At 70.9% G+C, this 17,783-nt stretch carries 17 protein-coding genes; 11 read left to right on the plus strand and 6 right to left on the minus strand.

Annotation, left to right across the window (positions count from 1 at the left end; all coding sequences use genetic code 11):
• Positions 1–43 precede the first annotated feature (43 nt).
• From Vau01_RS40865 to dmpG, 4 genes are read left to right on the plus strand one after another with little or no spacing between them, the layout of a single operon-like run.
• On the plus strand, positions 44–1,636 hold the full coding sequence (locus tag Vau01_RS40865; protein ID WP_204005201.1) for an FAD-binding protein: 1,593 nt from the start codon (positions 44–46) through the stop codon (positions 1,634–1,636).
• Complete coding sequence (locus Vau01_RS40870; protein ID WP_204005202.1) at positions 1,620–2,396, plus strand: 2-keto-4-pentenoate hydratase; 777 nt, start codon at positions 1,620–1,622, stop codon at positions 2,394–2,396. Before Vau01_RS40865 ends, Vau01_RS40870 begins: the two co-directional genes overlap by 17 nt.
• Positions 2,397–2,406: 10 nt before the next feature.
• Positions 2,407–3,288 (plus strand): acetaldehyde dehydrogenase (acetylating), encoded by an 882-nt coding sequence (locus Vau01_RS40875; protein WP_204005203.1) that lies wholly within the window; start codon positions 2,407–2,409, stop codon positions 3,286–3,288.
• A 10-nt stretch (positions 3,289–3,298) separates the two neighbouring features.
• On the plus strand, positions 3,299–4,336 hold the full coding sequence (dmpG, locus tag Vau01_RS40880; protein WP_204005204.1) for a 4-hydroxy-2-oxovalerate aldolase: 1,038 nt from the start codon (positions 3,299–3,301) through the stop codon (positions 4,334–4,336).
• Here the strand turns inward: dmpG and Vau01_RS40885 are convergent.
• From Vau01_RS40885 to Vau01_RS40895, 3 genes are read right to left on the minus strand one after another with little or no spacing between them, the layout of a single operon-like run.
• Positions 4,298–5,329: a ferredoxin--NADP reductase gene (locus tag Vau01_RS40885; RefSeq protein ID WP_204005205.1), complete on the minus strand. Its 1,032-nt coding sequence runs from the start codon at positions 5,327–5,329 to the stop codon at positions 4,298–4,300. The two genes, dmpG and Vau01_RS40885, sit on opposite strands and share 39 nt — an antisense overlap.
• The gene (locus Vau01_RS40890) at positions 5,326–5,616 is read right to left on the minus strand and encodes a hypothetical protein (RefSeq protein WP_239152255.1); all 291 of its coding nucleotides are present in this window, start codon (positions 5,614–5,616) and stop codon (positions 5,326–5,328) included. Before Vau01_RS40890 ends, Vau01_RS40885 begins: the two co-directional genes overlap by 4 nt.
• Positions 5,613–6,749, minus strand: a complete 1,137-nt coding sequence (locus Vau01_RS40895) for a 3-ketosteroid-9-alpha-monooxygenase, oxygenase component (protein WP_204005206.1) — start codon at positions 6,747–6,749, stop codon at positions 5,613–5,615. The genes Vau01_RS40890 and Vau01_RS40895 overlap by 4 nt, the downstream gene beginning before the upstream one ends.
• A 122-nt stretch (positions 6,750–6,871) precedes the next feature.
• Here Vau01_RS40895 and hsaA point away from each other — a divergent pair, with 122 nt between their 5' ends.
• The 4 genes from hsaA to hsaB are packed head-to-tail and all read left to right on the plus strand — an operon-like array spanning position 6,872 to position 10,403.
• Complete coding sequence (gene hsaA, locus Vau01_RS40900; RefSeq protein WP_204005208.1) at positions 6,872–8,044, plus strand: 3-hydroxy-9,10-secoandrosta-1,3,5(10)-triene-9,17-dione monooxygenase oxygenase subunit; 1,173 nt, start codon at positions 6,872–6,874, stop codon at positions 8,042–8,044.
• Between the two features lie 12 nt (positions 8,045–8,056).
• Positions 8,057–8,944, plus strand: coding sequence for a 4,5:9,10-diseco-3-hydroxy-5,9,17-trioxoandrosta-1(10),2-diene-4-oate hydrolase (gene hsaD, locus Vau01_RS40905; protein WP_204005210.1), 888 nt, complete (start codon positions 8,057–8,059; stop codon positions 8,942–8,944).
• A complete protein-coding gene (gene hsaC / locus Vau01_RS40910) occupies positions 8,941–9,840 on the plus strand; it encodes an iron-dependent extradiol dioxygenase HsaC (protein ID WP_204005212.1) in 900 nt (299 codons plus the stop codon). Before hsaD ends, hsaC begins: the two co-directional genes overlap by 4 nt.
• A gap of 5 nt (positions 9,841–9,845) precedes the next feature.
• On the plus strand, positions 9,846–10,403 hold the full coding sequence (gene hsaB / locus Vau01_RS40915; RefSeq protein WP_373320376.1) for a 3-hydroxy-9,10-secoandrosta-1,3,5(10)-triene-9,17-dione monooxygenase reductase subunit: 558 nt from the start codon (positions 9,846–9,848) through the stop codon (positions 10,401–10,403).
• A gap of 117 nt (positions 10,404–10,520) precedes the next feature.
• Here the strand turns inward: hsaB and Vau01_RS40920 are convergent, their stop codons facing one another.
• Positions 10,521–12,113, minus strand: a complete 1,593-nt coding sequence (locus tag Vau01_RS40920) for a hypothetical protein (RefSeq protein ID WP_204005216.1) — start codon at positions 12,111–12,113, stop codon at positions 10,521–10,523.
• Positions 12,114–12,223: 110 nt separating this feature from the next.
• Here Vau01_RS40920 and Vau01_RS40925 point away from each other — a divergent pair, with 110 nt between their 5' ends.
• Positions 12,224–12,547, plus strand: a complete 324-nt coding sequence (locus Vau01_RS40925) for a PadR family transcriptional regulator (protein WP_204005315.1) — start codon at positions 12,224–12,226, stop codon at positions 12,545–12,547.
• Positions 12,544–13,632 (plus strand): hypothetical protein, encoded by a 1,089-nt coding sequence (locus tag Vau01_RS40930; protein WP_204005218.1) that lies wholly within the window; start codon positions 12,544–12,546, stop codon positions 13,630–13,632. Before Vau01_RS40925 ends, Vau01_RS40930 begins: the two co-directional genes overlap by 4 nt.
• On the opposite strand, the gene Vau01_RS40935 is transcribed toward Vau01_RS40930, so the two are convergent.
• Positions 13,622–14,791, minus strand: coding sequence for a steroid 3-ketoacyl-CoA thiolase (locus tag Vau01_RS40935; protein WP_204005220.1), 1,170 nt, complete (start codon positions 14,789–14,791; stop codon positions 13,622–13,624). The two genes, Vau01_RS40930 and Vau01_RS40935, sit on opposite strands and share 11 nt — an antisense overlap.
• A gap of 124 nt (positions 14,792–14,915) precedes the next feature.
• Here Vau01_RS40935 and Vau01_RS40940 point away from each other — a divergent pair, with 124 nt between their 5' ends.
• The gene (locus Vau01_RS40940) at positions 14,916–16,142 is read left to right on the plus strand and encodes a cytochrome P450 (RefSeq protein ID WP_204005223.1); all 1,227 of its coding nucleotides are present in this window, start codon (positions 14,916–14,918) and stop codon (positions 16,140–16,142) included.
• 34 nt (positions 16,143–16,176) lie between these two features.
• On the opposite strand, the gene Vau01_RS40945 is transcribed toward Vau01_RS40940, so the two are convergent.
• Positions 16,177–17,778, minus strand: coding sequence for a GMC oxidoreductase (locus Vau01_RS40945; RefSeq protein WP_204005225.1), 1,602 nt, complete (start codon positions 17,776–17,778; stop codon positions 16,177–16,179).
• Between the last annotated feature and the right edge of the window lie 5 nt (positions 17,779–17,783).

Consider the following 17,783-nt stretch of genomic DNA (forward strand, 5'->3'; position numbering starts at 1 on the left):
TTATAGTTTTTCCGCGCGTGCCGCTATCGATGGAGGGCACCTCATGAAGGACCTGCAAGCGGATGTCGTTGTCGTGGGATTCGGCGCCGCCGGCGCCTGCACCGCCATGGAGGCCCGCGAGGCGGGTGCCGAGGTGCTGGTGATCGACCGGTTCGGCGGCGGCGGCGCGACCGCGATGTCGGGCGGGGTCGTCTACGCCGGCGGCGGAACGACGGTGCAACGGGCGGCCGGGGTCGAGGACACCGTCGACGCGATGGTCGACTACCTCCGGCAGGAGACCGGTGGCGCGATCTCGGAGGAGACGCTGCGCCGGTTCTGCGCCGGCAGCGCCGACCAGATAGCGTGGCTCGCCGAGCGGGGCGTGCCGTTCGAGCCGAGCCTGTGCCCGTACAAGACGTCGTACCCCACGAACCGGCACTACCTCTACTACTCCGGCAGCGAACTGGCCAACCGTGACATCGCGCCGCCGGCGCCGCGCGGGCACCGCACCCGGGGGCGGGGGACGTCGGGAAAGCTGTTCTACGCCCGGCTCGCGGCCGCCGCCCGGTCGCGCGGCGTGCGGGTGCTCGCGCAGACGCGCGCGGTGCGGCTGGTCACCGACGAGAGCGGCCGGGTCACCGGGGTGGAGGCGAGCACGCTGGCGGGGGCGCCGGCCTGGGCGCGGCTGACCCACCGGGTGCTGCACCGGTTCTCGGTCAAGCCGGGCCTCTACGTGCCCGCGCTCGGGCGCTCGCTGCACCGGCCGGTCGCGTGGATCGAGCGCCGCTTCGGGCGTCCCGTCAGCATTTCCGCCACCCGGGGCGTCGTCCTCGCCGCGGGCGGGTTCGTGTTCAACCGGCCGATGCTGCGCGAGCACGCACCCCTGTACCGGGGCGGGCTGCCGCTGGGCACGCCCGGCGACGACGGCAGCGGCATCCGGCTGGGCGTCGAGGCCGGCGCCGCGACCGACCGGCTCGACCGGCTCACGATCTGGCGGTTCATCACGCCGCCGGCGGCGTTGCAGCACGGCGTGCTCGTCGACAGCGCCGGCCACCGGATCTGCGACGAGTCCCGCTACGGCGCCGCGATCGGCGACGCCATCATGCGCAGCGACAAGCGGAAGGCGTGGCTGCTCGTCGACCGCGAGATCCTGGCCGAGGCGCGCGGCCAGCTCCGTAGCCAGACGCTGTGGTTCCAGCGGGTGCAGGCGTCGTGGCTGCTGCGGAAGGACCGCGTCGCCGGGCCGACGCTCGCGGCGGTCGCACAGCGTGCCGGGGTCGACGCCGACGCGCTCGCGGTGACGGTCAAGGACCACAACGCCGCCGCCGCGGCCGGTGCGCCGGACCCGGCCGGGAAGGCGCCGGACCTGGTCCGGCCGCTGGAGCACCCGCCGTACTCGCTGATCGACTGCTCGATCCGGCCCCGCATGGCGCAACCGGCACCGATGCTCACGCTCGGCGGGCTGGTCGTCGACGAGAACACCGGGCAGGTGCGCCGCGCCGACGGGTCCCCGGTTCCCGGCCTGTACGCCGCCGGCCGCACGGCGGTGGGCGTGTGCTCGAACTCCTACGTCAGCGGGCTCTCGCTCGCCGACTGCGTCTTCTCCGGCCGGCGGGCCGGGCGCCAGATGGGAGGTCCGGATGCTGACCGAGGCTGAACGGTCCACAGTGGCCGATCGGCTCCGCGCCGCCGAATGCGACCGCGCGCCGATCCCACCGCTGACCGGGGAGTACCCGAAGCTCGACGCGGCCGACGCGTACCGGATCCAGTTGCACAACATCGCGCGGCGCAGTGCTCCGGTCGTGGGCCACAAGGTCGGCCTGTCGTCGCTCGCGATGCAGCAGATGATGGGCGTCGACGAGCCCGACTACGGGCACCTGCTCGCCGACATGCGGCTGCTTGAGGACGAGCCGGTCGACGCCGGCCGGTACTGCTACCCGCGGGTGGAGATCGAGGTCGGGTTCGTGCTCGGCCGCGACCTGCCCGGCGAGGGCTGCACCGAGGCCGACGTGCTCGCCGCCACCGAGGCGTTCGCGCCGTCGATCGAGCTGATCGACAGCCGCATCGTCGACTGGCGGATCAGCCTCGCCGACACCATCGCCGACAACGCCTCCTCGGCCGGGTTCGTGCTCGGCGCGGCGCGGGTCGCCCCGTCCACTGTGGACGTCCGGGCGATCGACGCGGTGCTGCGCCGCAACGGCGAGGAGGTGGCCCGGGGCCGCTCCGACGCCGTGCTCGGCGACCCGACGACCGCGGTGGCGTGGCTGGCCCGCACGGTGGCCGGGTTCGGCGTGCGGCTGCGCGCCGGTCACATCATCCTGCCCGGCGCGTGCGCCCGGGCCATCGACGCGCGGCCCGGCGACGCGTTCACCGCGTCGTTCACCGGGCTGGGCGACGTGTCGCTGATGTTCACATAGGGGAGGCAGCATGGTCACGGCGGCGATCGTCGGGTCGGGGAACATCGGTACCGACCTCATGCACAAGCTGCTGCGGTCGGAGCTGATCGATCCACTGTGGATGGTCGGCGTCGACCCGGAGAGTCCCGGGCTGCGCCGGGCCGCCGACCACGGGCTCGCGACCACGGTGGACGGTGTGGACTGGCTGCTGGCGCAGGACCCGTTGCCCGACCTCGTGTTCGAGGCGACCTCCGCGTACGTCCACCGGGCCAACGCGCCCCGCTACGCCGGGGCCGGCATCCGGGCGGTCGACCTGACCCCGGCCGCCGTCGGACCGGCCGTGGTGCCGTTCGTCAACCTCGACGCGCACCTCGGCGCGCCGAACCTCAACCTCATCACCTGCGGGGGGCAGGCCACGATCCCCATGGTGCACGCGGTCTCCCGGGTGACCCCGGTGAGCTACGCCGAGATCGTGGCGTCGGTCGCGTCCCGCTCGGCCGGGCCGGGCACGCGGGCGAACATCGACGAGTTCACCCGGACCACCGCCCGCGGCCTGGAGACGATCGGCGGCGCGGGCCGGGGCAAGGCGATCATCGTGCTGAACCCGGCCGAGCCGCCGACGGCCATGCGGGACACCGTCTTCTGCGCCGTCGACCCGGACGCCGACACCGACGCGATCACCGCGTCGGTGGTGGCGATGGCCGCCGACGTCGCCCGGTACGTGCCCGGGTACCGGCTGACGAGCGAACCGCAGTTCGACCCCGCCGCCGACGGGCGGGTCCGGGTCGGCATCTTCGTGGAGGTGACCGGCGCCGGTGACTTCCTGCCGGCCTTCGCCGGCAACCTCGACATCATGACCGCGGCCGCCACCCGGGTCGGCGAGGAGATCGCCCGCACGTTCGTGTCCACTTAGGAGTGTCGTCATGTTCTCGGAAGACCTCGACGTGCGGATCACCGACTCCTCGTTGCGCGACGGCTCGCACGCCAAGCGCCACCAGTTCACGGCCGCGGAGGTCGAGGCGGTCGTCACGGCGCTCGACGCCGCCGGGGTTCCGGTGATCGAGGTGACGCACGGGGACGGGCTCGGTGGCTCGTCGTTCACGTACGGCTTCAGCCACACGCCCGAGCAGGAGCTCATCAAGGTCGCCGTGGCGAGCGCACGCGCGTCCAAAATCGCTTTCCTCATGTTGCCGGGCGTGGGCCTCAAGGACGACATCCTCGCTGCCGCCGACAACGGCGCCTCGATCTGCCGGATCGCCACCCACTGCACCGAGGCCGACATCTCGGTGCAGCACTTCGGGTTGGCGCGGGAACGCGGCCTGGAGACCGTGGGATTCCTCATGATGGCGCACTCGTCGCCGCCGGAGGCGTTGGCGAAGCAGGGCCGCATCATGGCCGACGCCGGCTGCCAGTGCGTGTACGTGGTCGACTCGGCCGGCGCGCTCGTGCTCGACCAGGTCGGTGATCGGGTGGCCGCGCTCGTCGCGGAACTCGGCGACGACGCGCAGGTCGGCTTCCACGGCCACGAGAACCTGGGGCTGGGCGTCGCGAACTCGGTGCTGGCGGCGCGGGCCGGCGCGACCCAGATCGACGGCAGCACAAGGCGGTTCGGCGCGGGCGCGGGCAACACGCCGGTGGAGGCGTTCGTCGGCGTCTGCGACAAGCTCGGCATCCGCACCGGCGTGGACTTCTTCGCGATCGTCGACGCCGCGGAGGACGTGGTGCGCCCGACCATGCCCGACGAGTGCCTCCTCGACCGGATGGCGCTCATCATGGGCTACGCCGGGGTGTACTCGAGCTTCCTCAAGCACGCGTACACGATCGCCTCGCGGTACGGGGTTTCCGGCGCCGAGATCCTGGTGAAGGCGGGGGAGCGGCGGCTCGTCGGTGGTCAGGAGGACCAGCTGATCGACATAGCGCTCTCACTCGTAAGTGACCGTGACCGTGTCGGTGACCGGTAGCGCCTGGCACGCGAGCGTGTAGCCGTCGGCGAAGTCCTCTTCTTCCAGCACTTCGTTGTTCACCAACTCGACCTCGCCGTCGAGCAGGCGGGTGGCGCAGGCGCCGCAGATCCCCTGCCGGCACGAGAACGGCGGGTTGAGGCCGGCGTCCATGATGACGTCGAGCAGTCGCTTGTTCGGCGCCCACGGCAGCGTGTGGGTCTGCCCGTCGATCGTCACCACGGCGGTGTGCTTCGGTTCCCCGCTGTCGGCCTGTGGTTCGGCCGGCTCGAAGGGGTTCTCCAGCAACGACGAGAACTTCTCCACGTGGATCCTCCTCGTCGGGACCGACAACTCGGCCAGGGCCTCGCGGGCCACCGCGAGAAACGCCTCCGGTCCGCAGATGAACACGTCGCGGTCGGCGTACAGGCGCAGCAACGGATTCAGGCCGGCGACGGTGGGCGGGCCCTGTGCGGCGTCGAACCGGTGCAGCACCCGCAGCCGGTCGGGGTGGCGGGATTCGAGCCGTTGCAGCTCGTCACCGAAAATGACCGACGCGGCGTCGCGGTTGGCGTAGACGAGGGCGAGGTGACCGGTTCCCCGCGCCAGGGCCGCCTTCAGGATCGAGATGACCGGTGTGATGCCGCTGCCGCCGGCGAGCAGCAGCAGGTCACCGTCCACCGTGGACGGAGTGAAGAGACCGGCCGGCGGCAGCACCTCCAGCACGGCTCCCGCCTCGACGGTGTCGCAGATCCAGTTGGACGCGTGCCCGTCGACGACGCGCTTGACCGTGATCTTCAGGTGTTCGTCGATCCCGGGTGTGCTCGACAGCGAGTAGCACCGGGCGACGGACCCGTCCTCGTGCGGCACCCGGACCGTGAGGAACTGTCCGCACTTGTAGGCGAACGCATCCGTGAGTTCCGGCGGAATCTTGAGCACCAGTGACACCGCGTCGGCCGTCTCCGCGATCACCTCCACGATCGGCAGGCGGTGGTATGGCTGCCGCGCCGTCATGCCTGGCTCGTGGCGGCCCGGGCCTCCAGCCGTCCGTCGCGGGCCGCCCGCTCGATGGTGTCGCGCAGCGTGGCGCAGCCGTCGACGAGTGCGGTCGTCTCGCCGAGCGCGACCCGGGCGGAGAACTCGGCGCACTCCCGCACCGCGCGGGTGGTCCACTGGATGCTCGTGTGCTGCGGGCTGTTCTTCTTGACCCGCACCCGCGCGCCGCAGCCCGCGCAGGACAGCGTGCGCAGCCCGTCCTCCAGATACAGCCGTTGATCGGCGAGCGTTTCCGGCCGGTTCACTGCGCGGCCTGTTTCCGGGCCAGGTTCTCGGCGACCTCGACCTCCCAGGCCTCGATGGCGCGGCTGGTGTCGACCTCGAACTCGTAGCGGGCGACCATGTCGTCGGTGACGTCCTCGATGTCGAGGTAGAACTGTTCGTACCACCGGCGCAACTGGTACACGGGGCCGTCCTCCGCGCACAGCAACGGGTTGTCGATGCGGCTCTTGTGCTTCCAGATCTCCACGTCCTGCAGGAAGCCGACGCCGATGAACTTGGCCATCTTGCGGGCGACCTTGTCGGCCGTCTCGGCGTCGAGGCCCGGCATCCGCTTGACGATCGTGCCCCACTGCAGCACGAACGACGTCGGGGTCACCGGGTAGTGGCAGTTGATGAGCACCGACTCGACCGGCATGCCGTGGTAGTCGTACCGCAGATTGTCGATCATGTACGACGGCCCGAAGTAGGAGGCGTCGGACTGCAGCGTGATGTTGGTGTTCGCGGTGTACGCCGAGTTGCCGGAGACGTCGGGCCGGGCGCGGGTCTCCAGGTACTGCGAGGCGATGTGGCCCTCGAGGACGTTCTTGAACCGGGTCGGGAACGCGAAGTGGATGTAGAAGAAGTGCGCCATGTCGACCACGTTGTCGATCACCTCGCGGCAGTTGGCGCCCTCGATGGTCACCGAGTCCCATGTCCACCGGCTCCACTCGTCGGAGAAGGCGGCCTCGATGCGCGGGATGACGATGTCGGCCGGCGGCGGTGCGCCCTGCGGGTCGTTCCACACGAACAGTTGCCGGTTCTCCTCCATCGCGAGCCAGGCCCGGGTGCGGGCGCGCGGCGGGATCCGGTGGGCGTACGGGACCTTGGCGCACCGCCCGTCGCCGCCCCAGCGCCAGTCGTGGAACGGGCAGGCGACCTCGTCACCCTTGATCGTGCCCATCGTGAGGTCGCCGCCCATGTGGCGGCAGAACGCGTCGAGCACCTTCAGGTCGCCGTGCGAGTCGGCGAACACGACCAGCTTGGTGCCGAACGCCTCGACAGCGTGCGGGCCGCCGGTGCGGAAGGTGTCGGCGAGCCCGAGGCAGTGCCAGCCACGCGCGAACCTGGTGGGTGGCGTGCCAGGATCGATGGTCCGCACGGTCTCCCGGTCGTTCATGAGAGCCCTCCGCTGCAACAGGTTATCGGCCGACCGGGAAATTCGTCCCGGTCCCAAAGCTCCACCGAAGTAGAACGTGTTCTACTATAGTCGCCGACGGAGGCGTCGTGGAAGGACATCCGATGAACTCACCAGATGCGGTGATCGAGGCGGTGCGCGAGCTGCTTCCGGTGCTGCGGGACCGCGCGCAGGAGACCGAGGACCGTCGCGCGCTGTCGGCGGAGACCGTGAAGTCGTTGGCGGAGACGGGATTCTTCCGGCTGCTGCAGCCGGCCCGGTTCGGCGGGTTCGAGGCCGATCCGATGCACTTCTACACGGCCGTGCGCCTGATCGCCGGCGCCTGCGGGTCCACCGGCTGGGTCGCGTCGGTGATCGGCGTGCACGCCTGGCAGATGGGGCTCTTCCCCGATCAGGCGCAGCAGGACGTGTGGGCGGAGGACGGCGGAACGCGGATGTCGTCCTCGTACGCGCCGACCGGCAAGGTGCGGGCCGTCGAGGGCGGCTATCAGATCAGTGGACGCTGGAGCTTCTCCTCCGGCTGCGACCACGCGACCTGGGTGCTGCTGGGCGGGATCGTGCCCGGCGAGGACGGCCAGCCGCCCGACTTCCGCACGTTCCTGTTGCCGCTCGGCGACTACGCGATCGAGGACGTCTGGAACACGATCGGGCTGCGGGGGACCGGCAGCAACGACATCGTCGTCGACGACGTGTTCGTGCCGGCGTACCGGTCACTGAGCTTCAACGACACCGCCAGGTGCGTGTGCCCGGGGCAGGAGCAGAACACCGCGCCGCTGTACCGCATCCCGTACGGCTCGATCTTCTCGTATGCGATCACCACCCCGATCATCGGCATGGCCTTCGGTGCGTACGACGCGCACGTGGCGTACCAGCGCCAGCGGGTCCGCGCGGCGTACGCCGGGTCGAAGGCCGTGGAGGACCCGTTCGCCCAGCTGAAGGTCGCCGAGGCGTCGATCGAACTGGACGCGGCGTGGCGCGCGCTGGAGGGCGACATCCGCGAGCTGATGGGCCACGTGAACGCCGGCGAGAAGATCCCGATGCGGCTGCGGCTGCGGATCCGCCGCGACCAGGTGCACGGCACCGCACAGGCGATCGACGCCGTCGACCGGCTGTTCGAGAACTCCGGCGGGCGCGCGCTCGCGGTCGGCACGCCGATCCAGCGGTTCTGGCGCGACGCGCACGCCGGCCGGGTACACGCGATCAACGACGCCGAACGGGCGCTGGTGATGTTCGGCCGCGGCGAGTTCGGGCTGTCGGTCGCCGACGCGATGGTGTGAGGGGATTCGGTGATGACGACCGTCTTCGAGGCGACGAGCCGCACGGTGCCCTTCGGTTCCGCCGGCACTGCAGGCTCCTCCGGTGAGGTGCACTACCACGACGCGGGCTCCCCTGATGGGACGCCGCTGGTGCTGCTGCACGGCGGCGGGCCGGGCGCGTCGGCGTGGAGCAACTTCGGCCGCAACGTGCCGGTGTTCGCCGAGCGCTTCCACACGCTGGCGATCGACCAGCCCGGCTACGGCCGGTCGGCCGTCGGCCCGGTGACGGGCCACTACTTCACGTTCGCCGCCGACGCCGTGGTCGCGGTGCTCGACGCGCTCGGCATCGAGAAGGCGCACCTGATCGGGAACTCGCTCGGCGGCGGCACGGCGGTGCGGTTCGCGCTGAAGTACCCCGAGCGCGCCGGTCGGCTCGTGCTGATGGGGCCGGGCGGCCTCAGTCTCAACGTGTTCTCGGCCGACCCGACCGAGGGGACCAAGCGGCTCATGGAGTTCGGCGCGCCGCCCGGACCGAGCCGCGAGAAGCTCGCCGCGTTCCTGAAGACGTTGGTGTTCGACCAGAAGCTCGTCACCGACGAGCTGATCGAGGAACGCTACGCGGTCGCGAGCGACCCTGCGGCGCTGAAGGCCATGGCGGCGATGGGCGCCACGTTCCGCGACCCGAAGACGTTCGAGGACGGCATGCTCTGGCGCGAGGCGCACCGGCTGCGCAATGAGGTGCTGCTGATCTGGGGACGCGAGGACCGCGTCAACCCGCTCGACGGCGCGCTGATCGCGCTCAAGCTCATCCGCAAGGCGCAGTTGCACGTGTTCGGCGGCTGCGGGCACTGGGCGCAGCTGGAGAAGTTCGACGAGTTCAACCGCCTGGCGACTGCCTTCCTGGAGGGGGACGGGGAATGATCCGTTCGTTGGGGTACCTGCGCATCGAGGCGACCGACGTCGAGGCGTGGCGGTCGTTCGGTGTCAAGGTGCTCGGGATGGTCCTGGGCAAGGGGCCCGATCCGGAGACGCTGTACCTGCGCATGGACGACTTCCCGGCCCGGCTGGTGATCGTGCCGGGAGACAAGGACCGGCTGCTCGTCTGCGGGTACGAGGTCACCGATTCGGCGTCGCTGGCGCGGATCGGGCGCACCCTGGAGGACGCGGGCGTGGCCACCAAGCAGGCGACCGCCGACGAGTTGGCCGAGCGCCGGGTGGCCGAGCTCATCCGCGTCGACGATCCGTTCGGCAACACGGTTGAGCTGTTCACCGGTGCCGCCCTCGACGACCGTCCGGCGATCAGCCACTACGGCAACCGGTTCGTGACGGGTGACGGCGGTCTCGGTCACGTGGTGCTGTCTGCGAACGACGACGCGGCCGGGCTGAACTTCTACGGCGGGCTGCTCGGGTTCCAGCTCCGTGACACGATGCGCCTGCCCGCCGAGCTCATCGGGCTGCCGCCCGAGGCCGGTCCGGTGTTCATGCGGTTCATGGGTCCCGGCCCGCGTCATCACAGCGTCGCGTTCGCGCCGATCCCCGCGCCCACCGGCATCGTGCACGTCATGCTCGAGGTCGACACGCTCGACGACGTGGGTCGCGCGCTCGACCGGTGCCAGCGGAACAAGGCACCCCTGGTGTCGACGCTCGGCCGGCACGCCAACGACAACATGGTCTCGTTCTACCTGCGCACGCCGAGCGGATTCGACATCGAGTACGGCACCGGCGGCCTGCTGGTCGACTCCGCCACCTGGGTGTCGCGCGAGACCACCGCGCACACCGTGTGGGGACACCGGTTCCTGCGCGGTCCGGCGCATTGACCGCTATGGTCATGCCCATGGTGGTCGACCCGCTGCGGTTCCGCCGCGTGTTCGGTCACTTCTGCACCGGCGTCACGGTGGTGACCACCCTCGACGCCGGTGCGCCGGCGGGCTTCGCGTGCCAGGCGTTCGCGGCGCTGTCGCTCGACCCGCCACTCGTCCTGTTCTGCCCCGGCAGCGGGTCGGCCACCGGGCGCAGCGTCGAACGGGCCGGCCACTTCTGCGTCAACGTTCTCGCCGAAGACCAGCGCGACGTGTCGCGCACGTTCGGCACCCGCGGCGGCGACAAGTTCGCCGGGGTCGCGTGGACGCCGTGCCCGTCGGGCGCCCCGGTGCTCGACGGCGTGCTGGCATGGGCCGACTGCCGCGTCGAGGCCGTGCACGAGGCGGGCGACCACCGCGTGGTCATCGGCCTGGTCACCGAACTGGGCCCGGTGCGCGACGCCCGCCCCCTGCTCTTCTATAAAGGCAGGTACACCGGCACCGCCCTCACGTCCCCCCACGACGAACCCGAGCTGGCCGACACTCTGCTGTCCTGGCCCCGTCACACCGACTGGATCTGACCCCGCCCGGTCCCCCCGAGTCGATCTTGCAGTTGTGCTCGCCTTTTCGTCCGAGTTCGCCCCGCTTCATCGCGTGCACAACTGCAAGATCGTCCTGGTGACGTGGTGCACGCCGGCTCACGCGGGTGGGGTCGGAGGGTCCGGGGGTGGGGTTCGGCGGCCGGCGTGGGTCGGGTCGGGGGGTGGGTCGAGCGGCGGGGGTTCGAGGCCCCCTTCGAGCGCGGTCGGTGGTGGTGGGGGCCGGCGGCGGATTCGGGACGGGAGTCTGCGGAGGACGGGGAACAGCGGGGTGAGGGGCTCGACCGGGATGCGGCTCGCGGGGCCGTACCAGCCGGCCAGGTAGACGAACGCGACGAACATCGCGAACACGAAGTACCACAGAACGTAGCCGCCAGTATCGGGCGTCTCGCGGACGGCGGGGAGCAGTAGTGGCGCGTCACCGAGATGCAGGCGTTCGGCGAGGCGGTTCAGCACCGGGTCGGTGCCGGGCTTGGCGCTCTCGGTGAACCGCTCCACGGTGTAGTAGTCGCCGCTGACCGACACGAGAAAGCCGGCCAGCGCGGCGATCGCGGCCACCACGGTCGCGACCCACACGTGCAGCCGTTGCAGCACCACGGCCACGTAGTAGGCGAGCAGCGGGGTGAGGACGGCGAGCAGGCGGCCGGGCGGGCTCCAGCCGGCCCACCACGTCTTGAACGTGCCCACCGCGAGGACGTAGGCGACGATCGTCCCCAGGATCACGACGTGGCTGGGCAGGACGCGGCGTTTCAACGCCAGCAGCATGCCCGGCACGGCGATCGCCAGGAGCGGGAAGTGGCTCAGCAGGCCGAACTGGCGGTCGAAGAGCAGGCCCGCGAGTCCCGTCTGCAACGGGATCTGGAACAGGCCGTCGCCCAGGGCCTCGTTGCCGGGCGCGGGATTCAGGCTGCCGTACCGGGTGAGGTTGAAGATCTCCAGCGCGAGCAGGATCACCGCCATCGGCGCCACGGCCGGGATGTAGGCGAGTTTGCCGAAGCGCCAGGTGCGGTGGTCGACCCGCAGGATCAGCAGCGCGCCGAGGATCACGGCGAAGATGGTGAACCGCCCGTGGATCCACGGCAGGTAGCCGATTCCCGCCGACGCCACCGCAACCCGGATCCACGACGGGCGTCGCCGCAGCACCGTTCGCACGGCGAAGACGACCGGCAGCGCCCCGAGAGGCTCGATGAACTGCATCGACGCGTACATGTACAGCGGGGTGCCGACGATGAACAGCCCGGTGACGATGCCCGCGTACGCCTTGATGATCCCGAGTTCGCGCAGCAACCAGTAGACGTTGATGACGGTCAGCACCGACGCCACGACGATGACGGCGGCCGCGCCCGCGCGTCCCCACCACTGGAACGGCAACATCCACAGCAGCGGGCCGCCGAAGTTGTGCAGCGGCACCATGACGCCGTCGGAGTTGGGGAACACGTGCATGTCGATCGGGTCGGGGTAGAAGGCGCGGTAGTCGTCGTTCTTGTATGCCCGCGTGAGGTCGAACGTGTGGTACTTGCCGAGAGCGATGCTCATGATGAGGTAGTGCGGCTCGTCGCCCCACGGCTTCTCGTTGAGCCGCAACCGCGTCGCGAACGTGAACAGCGCGGTCGCCAGCGTCGCCAGCACCGCGATCACGTGCCGGTCGCCGAACGTGAAGGTCAGCTTCGGCTCGGTGACGTCGGCTGCCACATCCCACCCTTCGTCCGGTTACCCAGCGTCGAAGTCTGCCACGGCGCGGTCCCGGTGCCGCGCATTGACCATGCATTGATCATCAACCTATAGTCCTCCGTGTGAAGGGGATGCGTGAGCCGACGTTCCTGATCCTCACCGCGCTGGCCGGTGCGAGCCGCCACGGGTACGGCATCGCGCGGGAGGTGCGGGAACTCTCCGACGGGCGGGTCAGCCTGCTGACCGGCACGCTGTACACGGCGCTCGACCGGCTCGTCGCCGAAGGGCTGATCGAGCCCGACCGCGAGGAGGAGGTCGACGGGCGGTTACGGCGCTACTACCGGCTCACCGTCGACGGGCTCGCGGCGGTCACCGACGAAACGGCGCGGCTGCGTCACCTCGCCACGGCTGCCGAGGCGCGGCTGCGGTCGGTCCGTCCGAGGCCTGCCTCATGAGCGTGATCGATCCGCTGGCCCGCCGGTACCGGCGGCTCCTCGTCGCCTATCCGCGCGCCTACCGGCGTGAGCGCGGCGCCGAGCTGCTCGGCGCCCTCCTCGACGCCGCACCTCCCGGGCGCACCCGGCCGACCCCGCGCGAGGCGGTCGACCTGATCCGCGCCGGCCTGCGGGCGCGGCTCGGCCGCCCGGCCAGCCGCACCGTCGTCACCTGGGCTCTGCTCGTCGCGACGATCAGCGGCACGTTCGGTGCCGCCTTCGCCACCCGCGCCGCCTGGGAGACCGCGCCGCCGCTGCCCGACGGCGCCGAGGCCCGGGCCATGGCGGCGGAGATCCTGCCCGGACAGGAGTTCAGCGGCTTCGAGGCGCCGGCCGCACAGTTCACGATGTACGGGTCACCGCTGAGCTGGGACCGGGTCGGCGAGTTGCTGTGGCCGGACGGCGGCGAGTACGCGCTGTCGGGGATAGGCGGCTCGATCGTCGGCGATCCCGGGCTGCCGGTGGCGGAACTGGCCGGGCTGGCCCGGCGGAACCTGCGGGCGCACGGCTGGACCGTCTACCCGACGACGACCACGAGCCTCGACGGGTGCGACGGACCGGACTGCCCGCCGGCGCCGTACTCCGTCGTCGTCGCGGCCCGGCGCGGTCACACGACGTTCCGGCTGGAGATGTACTCGCCGGACGCGTTGGTCTCGCCGTCGACCTCGGTGGCGTTCCAGCAGGCGACGCCGGCCGCCGTCTACCCGTTCGGGATCGGCGCCGGCCTGCTCGGCGCGGTGGTCGCGTTCCTGGTGTTCGGCTGGGCCAGCCGGCGGACGCAGCGGCGCGCGACCGCCGACGCGACGGCGAAGGTGATGCTGGGCGTCACGCTGTTCCTCTGGTGGGTGCCGACCGCGTTCGCGCTGCCGGCGGTCGCGCATCACCACGCCGGGGAGGCGCACCCGTCGTGGCATCCGATGTGGGAATGGCTCGGGCAGCCGTCGTTCTCCGGCGTGTTCGTCGTCGGGTGCGGGTTCGCGCTCGCCGGGTTGGCGGTGGCCGTTCTCGCGGGCCGCGAGCGCGTTCCGGTCGCGGCTATGCGGTGACGCGTTCGAGGATGGTGGCGGTGGCCATCGCCCCGCCGGCACACATGGTGACCAGCGCGGTGGTGCCGTCGACGCGTTCGAGTTCGTGCAGGGCGGTGGTGAGGAGCCGGGCGCCGGTGCTGCCGACCGGGTGACCGAGCGCGATCGCGCCGCCGTTCACGTTCACCTTCTCCGGATCGGCCCGGTGCTCGCCCAGCCACGACAGCACCACCGACGCGAACGCCTCGTTGACCTCGAACCGGTCGACGTCGTCGATCTTCATGCCGCTCATTTTCAGGACGCGCGCGGTCGCCGCGACCGGACCGTCGAGGTGGTAGTAGGGCTCGGCGCCGACGAGGCACTGCGAGACGATGCGCGCCCGTGGCGTCAGGCCGAGGTCGCGGGCGCGGTCGGCGTCCATGATGAGGATCGCCGCGGCGCCGTCGGAGATCTGGGACGCCGTGCCGGCGGTGTGCACGCCGCCCTCGACGACCGGCCGCAGCCGCGCGAGGCCCTCCGCCGTGGTGTCGCGCAGCCCCTGGTCGCGGTCGACGGTGCGGGTCTCGCCGGTCGGCCGGCTGTCGGCGTCGAGGACCGGCGCGGACACCGGCACGACCTCGCGGTCGAAACGCTTTTCGGACCACGCCCGCGCGGCGTTCGCCTGCGAGCGGACGCCGAACGCGTCCACATCGGACCGCGACAGCCCGCGCCGGGTGGCGATGCGTTCGGCGGCGACGTACTGGTTGGGCAGGTCGATGCTCCAGGACGCCGGGCGCGGCGTGCCGACATCGACGCCGAGGTTCGACCGCAGCGGCACCCGGCTCATCGCCTCGACGCCGCACGCCACGCCGACCGTGATGGCGTCGGCCGCGATGAGACCGGCGATCAGGTGCGCGGCCTGCTGCGCCGACCCGCACTGCGCGTCGAGCGTGAGACACCCCGCCTCCGGCGGCAGGCCGGCGTGCAGCCACGCGGTGCGCGTCACGTTGGACGACTGCTCGCCGGCCTGCGTCACGCACCCGCCGTGGACCTGTTCCACCGCACCGGGATCGATGCCGGCGCGCTCGACGAGCGCCCGCTGGGCCGCGCCGAGCAGTTCGGCCGCGTGCAGACCCGCGAGCCAGCCGCCCCGCTTGCCGATCGGTGTCCGCACCGCCTCGACGATCACCGGCGTACCCACGTAGCGACCCCCTCGCGTCTTTCGCAAAAAGTAGAACGTGTTCCTATATGGAAGCACGCGCGATAGCCTGATGGCGAGCACCGATGTGGTCGTAGCGTGAGAACGTGTTGCGTCAGGAGGAGCCGTGGCCGAGCCCCGTTTTCCGGAAGGATTCGACTTCACCGATCCCGATGTCAATTTCCACGGACTGCCGCACGAGAAGTACGCGGAGCTGCGTCGCGTGGCACCCGTCTGGTGGAACGCGCAACCGCAGGGCGCGGCCGGCTTCGAGGACGACGGCTACTGGGTGGTGACCCGGCACGCCGACGTGATGACCGTGTCGCGCGACTCCGACACGTACTCGTCGTGGGAGAACACGGCGATCGTCCGGTTCCGGTCCGACATGACCCGCGACAACATCGAGATGCAGCGCCTCGTGATGCTGAACATCGACCCGCCGCACCACACCAAGCTGCGGGCGATCGTCTCGCGCGGCTTCACCCCGCGCGCCATCAACGCGTTGCGCACGGCGCTCACGGCGCGGGCCGAGAGCATCGTGAGCGAGGCGCTCGACTCGGGCACGGGCAACTTCGTCACCGACGTGGCGTGCGAGCTTCCGCTGCAGGCGATCGCCGAACTGCTCGGCATCCCGCAGACCGACCGCAAGAAGATCTTCGACTGGTCGAACCAGATGATCGGCTACGACGACCCGGAGTACGACGTCGAGCCGCTGTCGGCGGCGATGGAACTGCTGGCCTACGCGATGACCATGGCGGAGGAGCGGCAGAGCGCGCCGGCCGACGACATCGTCACCAAGCTGGCGAACGCCGAGGTCGACGGCGAACACCTGTCGTCGGACGAGTTCGGCTTCTTCGTGCTGCTGCTCGCGGTCGCCGGCAACGAGACCACGCGCAACGCCATCTCGCACGGGATGCTCGCGTTCCTCGACCACCCCGACCAGTGGGAGCTGTTCAAGGAGAAGCGGCCGAAGAGCGCGGTGGAGGAGATCATCCGCTGGGCCACGCCGGTGAACGTGTTCCAGCGCACCGCGAAGAACGACACGGTGCTCGCCGGGCAGGAGATCAAGGCCGGGCAACGGGTGGCCATCTTCTACGGTTCGGCGAACTTCGACGAGACCGTGTTCGCCGACCCGCACCGGTTCGACATCATGCGCACGCCCAACCCGCACCTGGGATTCGGCGGCAGCGGCGCGCACTTCTGCCTGGGCGCCAACCTCGCGCGGTTGGAGATCGAGCTCATCTTCAACGCGATCGCCGACCGGATGCCGGACATCCGCAAGGCCGACGAGGCCCAGCGCCTCCGCTCCGGCTGGCTCAACGGCATCAAGGACCTGCCGGTCCAGTACCGTTGACGGGGTGGGGCCGCGGCTGCGGCCCCACCTCCATTCACGAGTGGTTGGCGATGAAGCGGTCCATGCAGCGTTCGGCGTTCGCCGTGATGGTCAGGGCGGGGTTGGACAGGCACGCGGAACCGGGCAGCAGCGAGCCGTCGATGCAGTACAGGTTCGGGTAGTCGACGGACTTGCCACCGAAGTCGGTCGCCTTGCCCATCACCATTCCGCCCAGCGGGTGCCACGTGTTCGCCGAACCCAGACCGGAACCGGTGCCGCGGTCGTAGTCCGGCAGGCCGTTGAACAGGTAGCCCTTGCTGCCCTCGGTCTTCCACCAGAGCCGGGTCACGAGGTCGCGGGCGGCCTTCTCCGACGTCGTCTCCATGACCCCGTACGGCCAGTAGACCTTGCCCGCCCCGGTCGCCGCGTCGTAGCGGATCTCGCCGCGTTCCGGCGCCACGCTGGTGACGAGGTGCGCGGTGGTCCCCGGCAACCACGACGGCACCGGCGCCGACTCCCAGGCCATCGACGCCACCGCGTACGGGTTCTGGCTGTCGATGAACTTCACGTTGCCCGGTCCACCCTGCGCCGTGCCCACGTCCTTGCGCAGGTTCAGCCGGGCGACCAGGAAGTCGCCGTTGTTGCCCCAGCCCTTGCCCACGTTGGCGTTCACGAGCCGGGGCAGCCCGCCGCGGGCGCGCGAGGTGAGCAGCAACGAGGTGGTGTAGACCGATCCGGCGGCCATGAACAGGAAATCGCAGACGAACGTCTTCGTCGACAGGACCGTGCCGTACTCGTCGATCTGCCGGCACGTCACCTCGAACTTGTCCTGTCCGGACACCTCACGGATCTCGGTGACGTCGTGCAGCGCGAGCGTGGTGACGTTGCCGGTGGCGGCCGCCCACTGGAGGTAGTTGCGGTCGACGCTGTTCTTCGCGCCGGAGTTGCTGCCGTAGGGGCCTTCGCCGATCGAGTGGCAGGGCGGCGCCTGGCCGGTCATCTCCTTGCGGATCGTGTCCCAGTTGACGGCGAACGGGATCGGAATGGGCGTCTGGCCGAACTCCGCGAGGTACTGGAGCCACGCGCGGGCGCCCTTGAACTGCGGCGTGTTCTGGACGTCGGCGGGAATCGTCGCGGCGCTGAGGTTCTGCCGCGCCCGGGGCCAGTAGACGGAGTCGAACTCGTCGTAGCTCAGGTCCGCCGGGTACACCTGGGTCCACTCGCTGCGCCGCGGCTGGGGGAGGAACATCCCGATGACGAGCGACCCGCCGCCGACGCCGCACCCGCTGAGCACCTTGATGCCGTCACCGGCGTGGGTGGCGATGAGTCCGGCCCGGCGCTGGATCGTCTTGCTCACGTCGAGGCCGAGCGGCGGGTGGTCGGCGAACCAGGCGCACCGCCAGTCGGGGTTGCCGATCGTGCAGAACGTGGTGCCCGCGGCGTTCACGTCCCAGCGTCGTCCGCGTTCCAGCACGGTGGTCCGGACGCCGGCCTGGCCGAGGCGGTACGCGGCGACGGCGCCGCCGAAGCCGCTGCCGATCACCACGGCGGTCTTTCCGGCGAGGCCGGGGACGGCCGCGGAGGCTGCGCGACCACCGATACCGGCAACGGCCGCGCCCGCGGCGGTGGCCCGGAGCACAGTGCGTCGGGTTGTCATCGTGA

The sequence above is a fragment of the Virgisporangium aurantiacum genome, assembly GCF_016863635.1.
GTDB lineage: Bacteria > Actinomycetota > Actinomycetes > Mycobacteriales > Micromonosporaceae > Virgisporangium > Virgisporangium aurantiacum.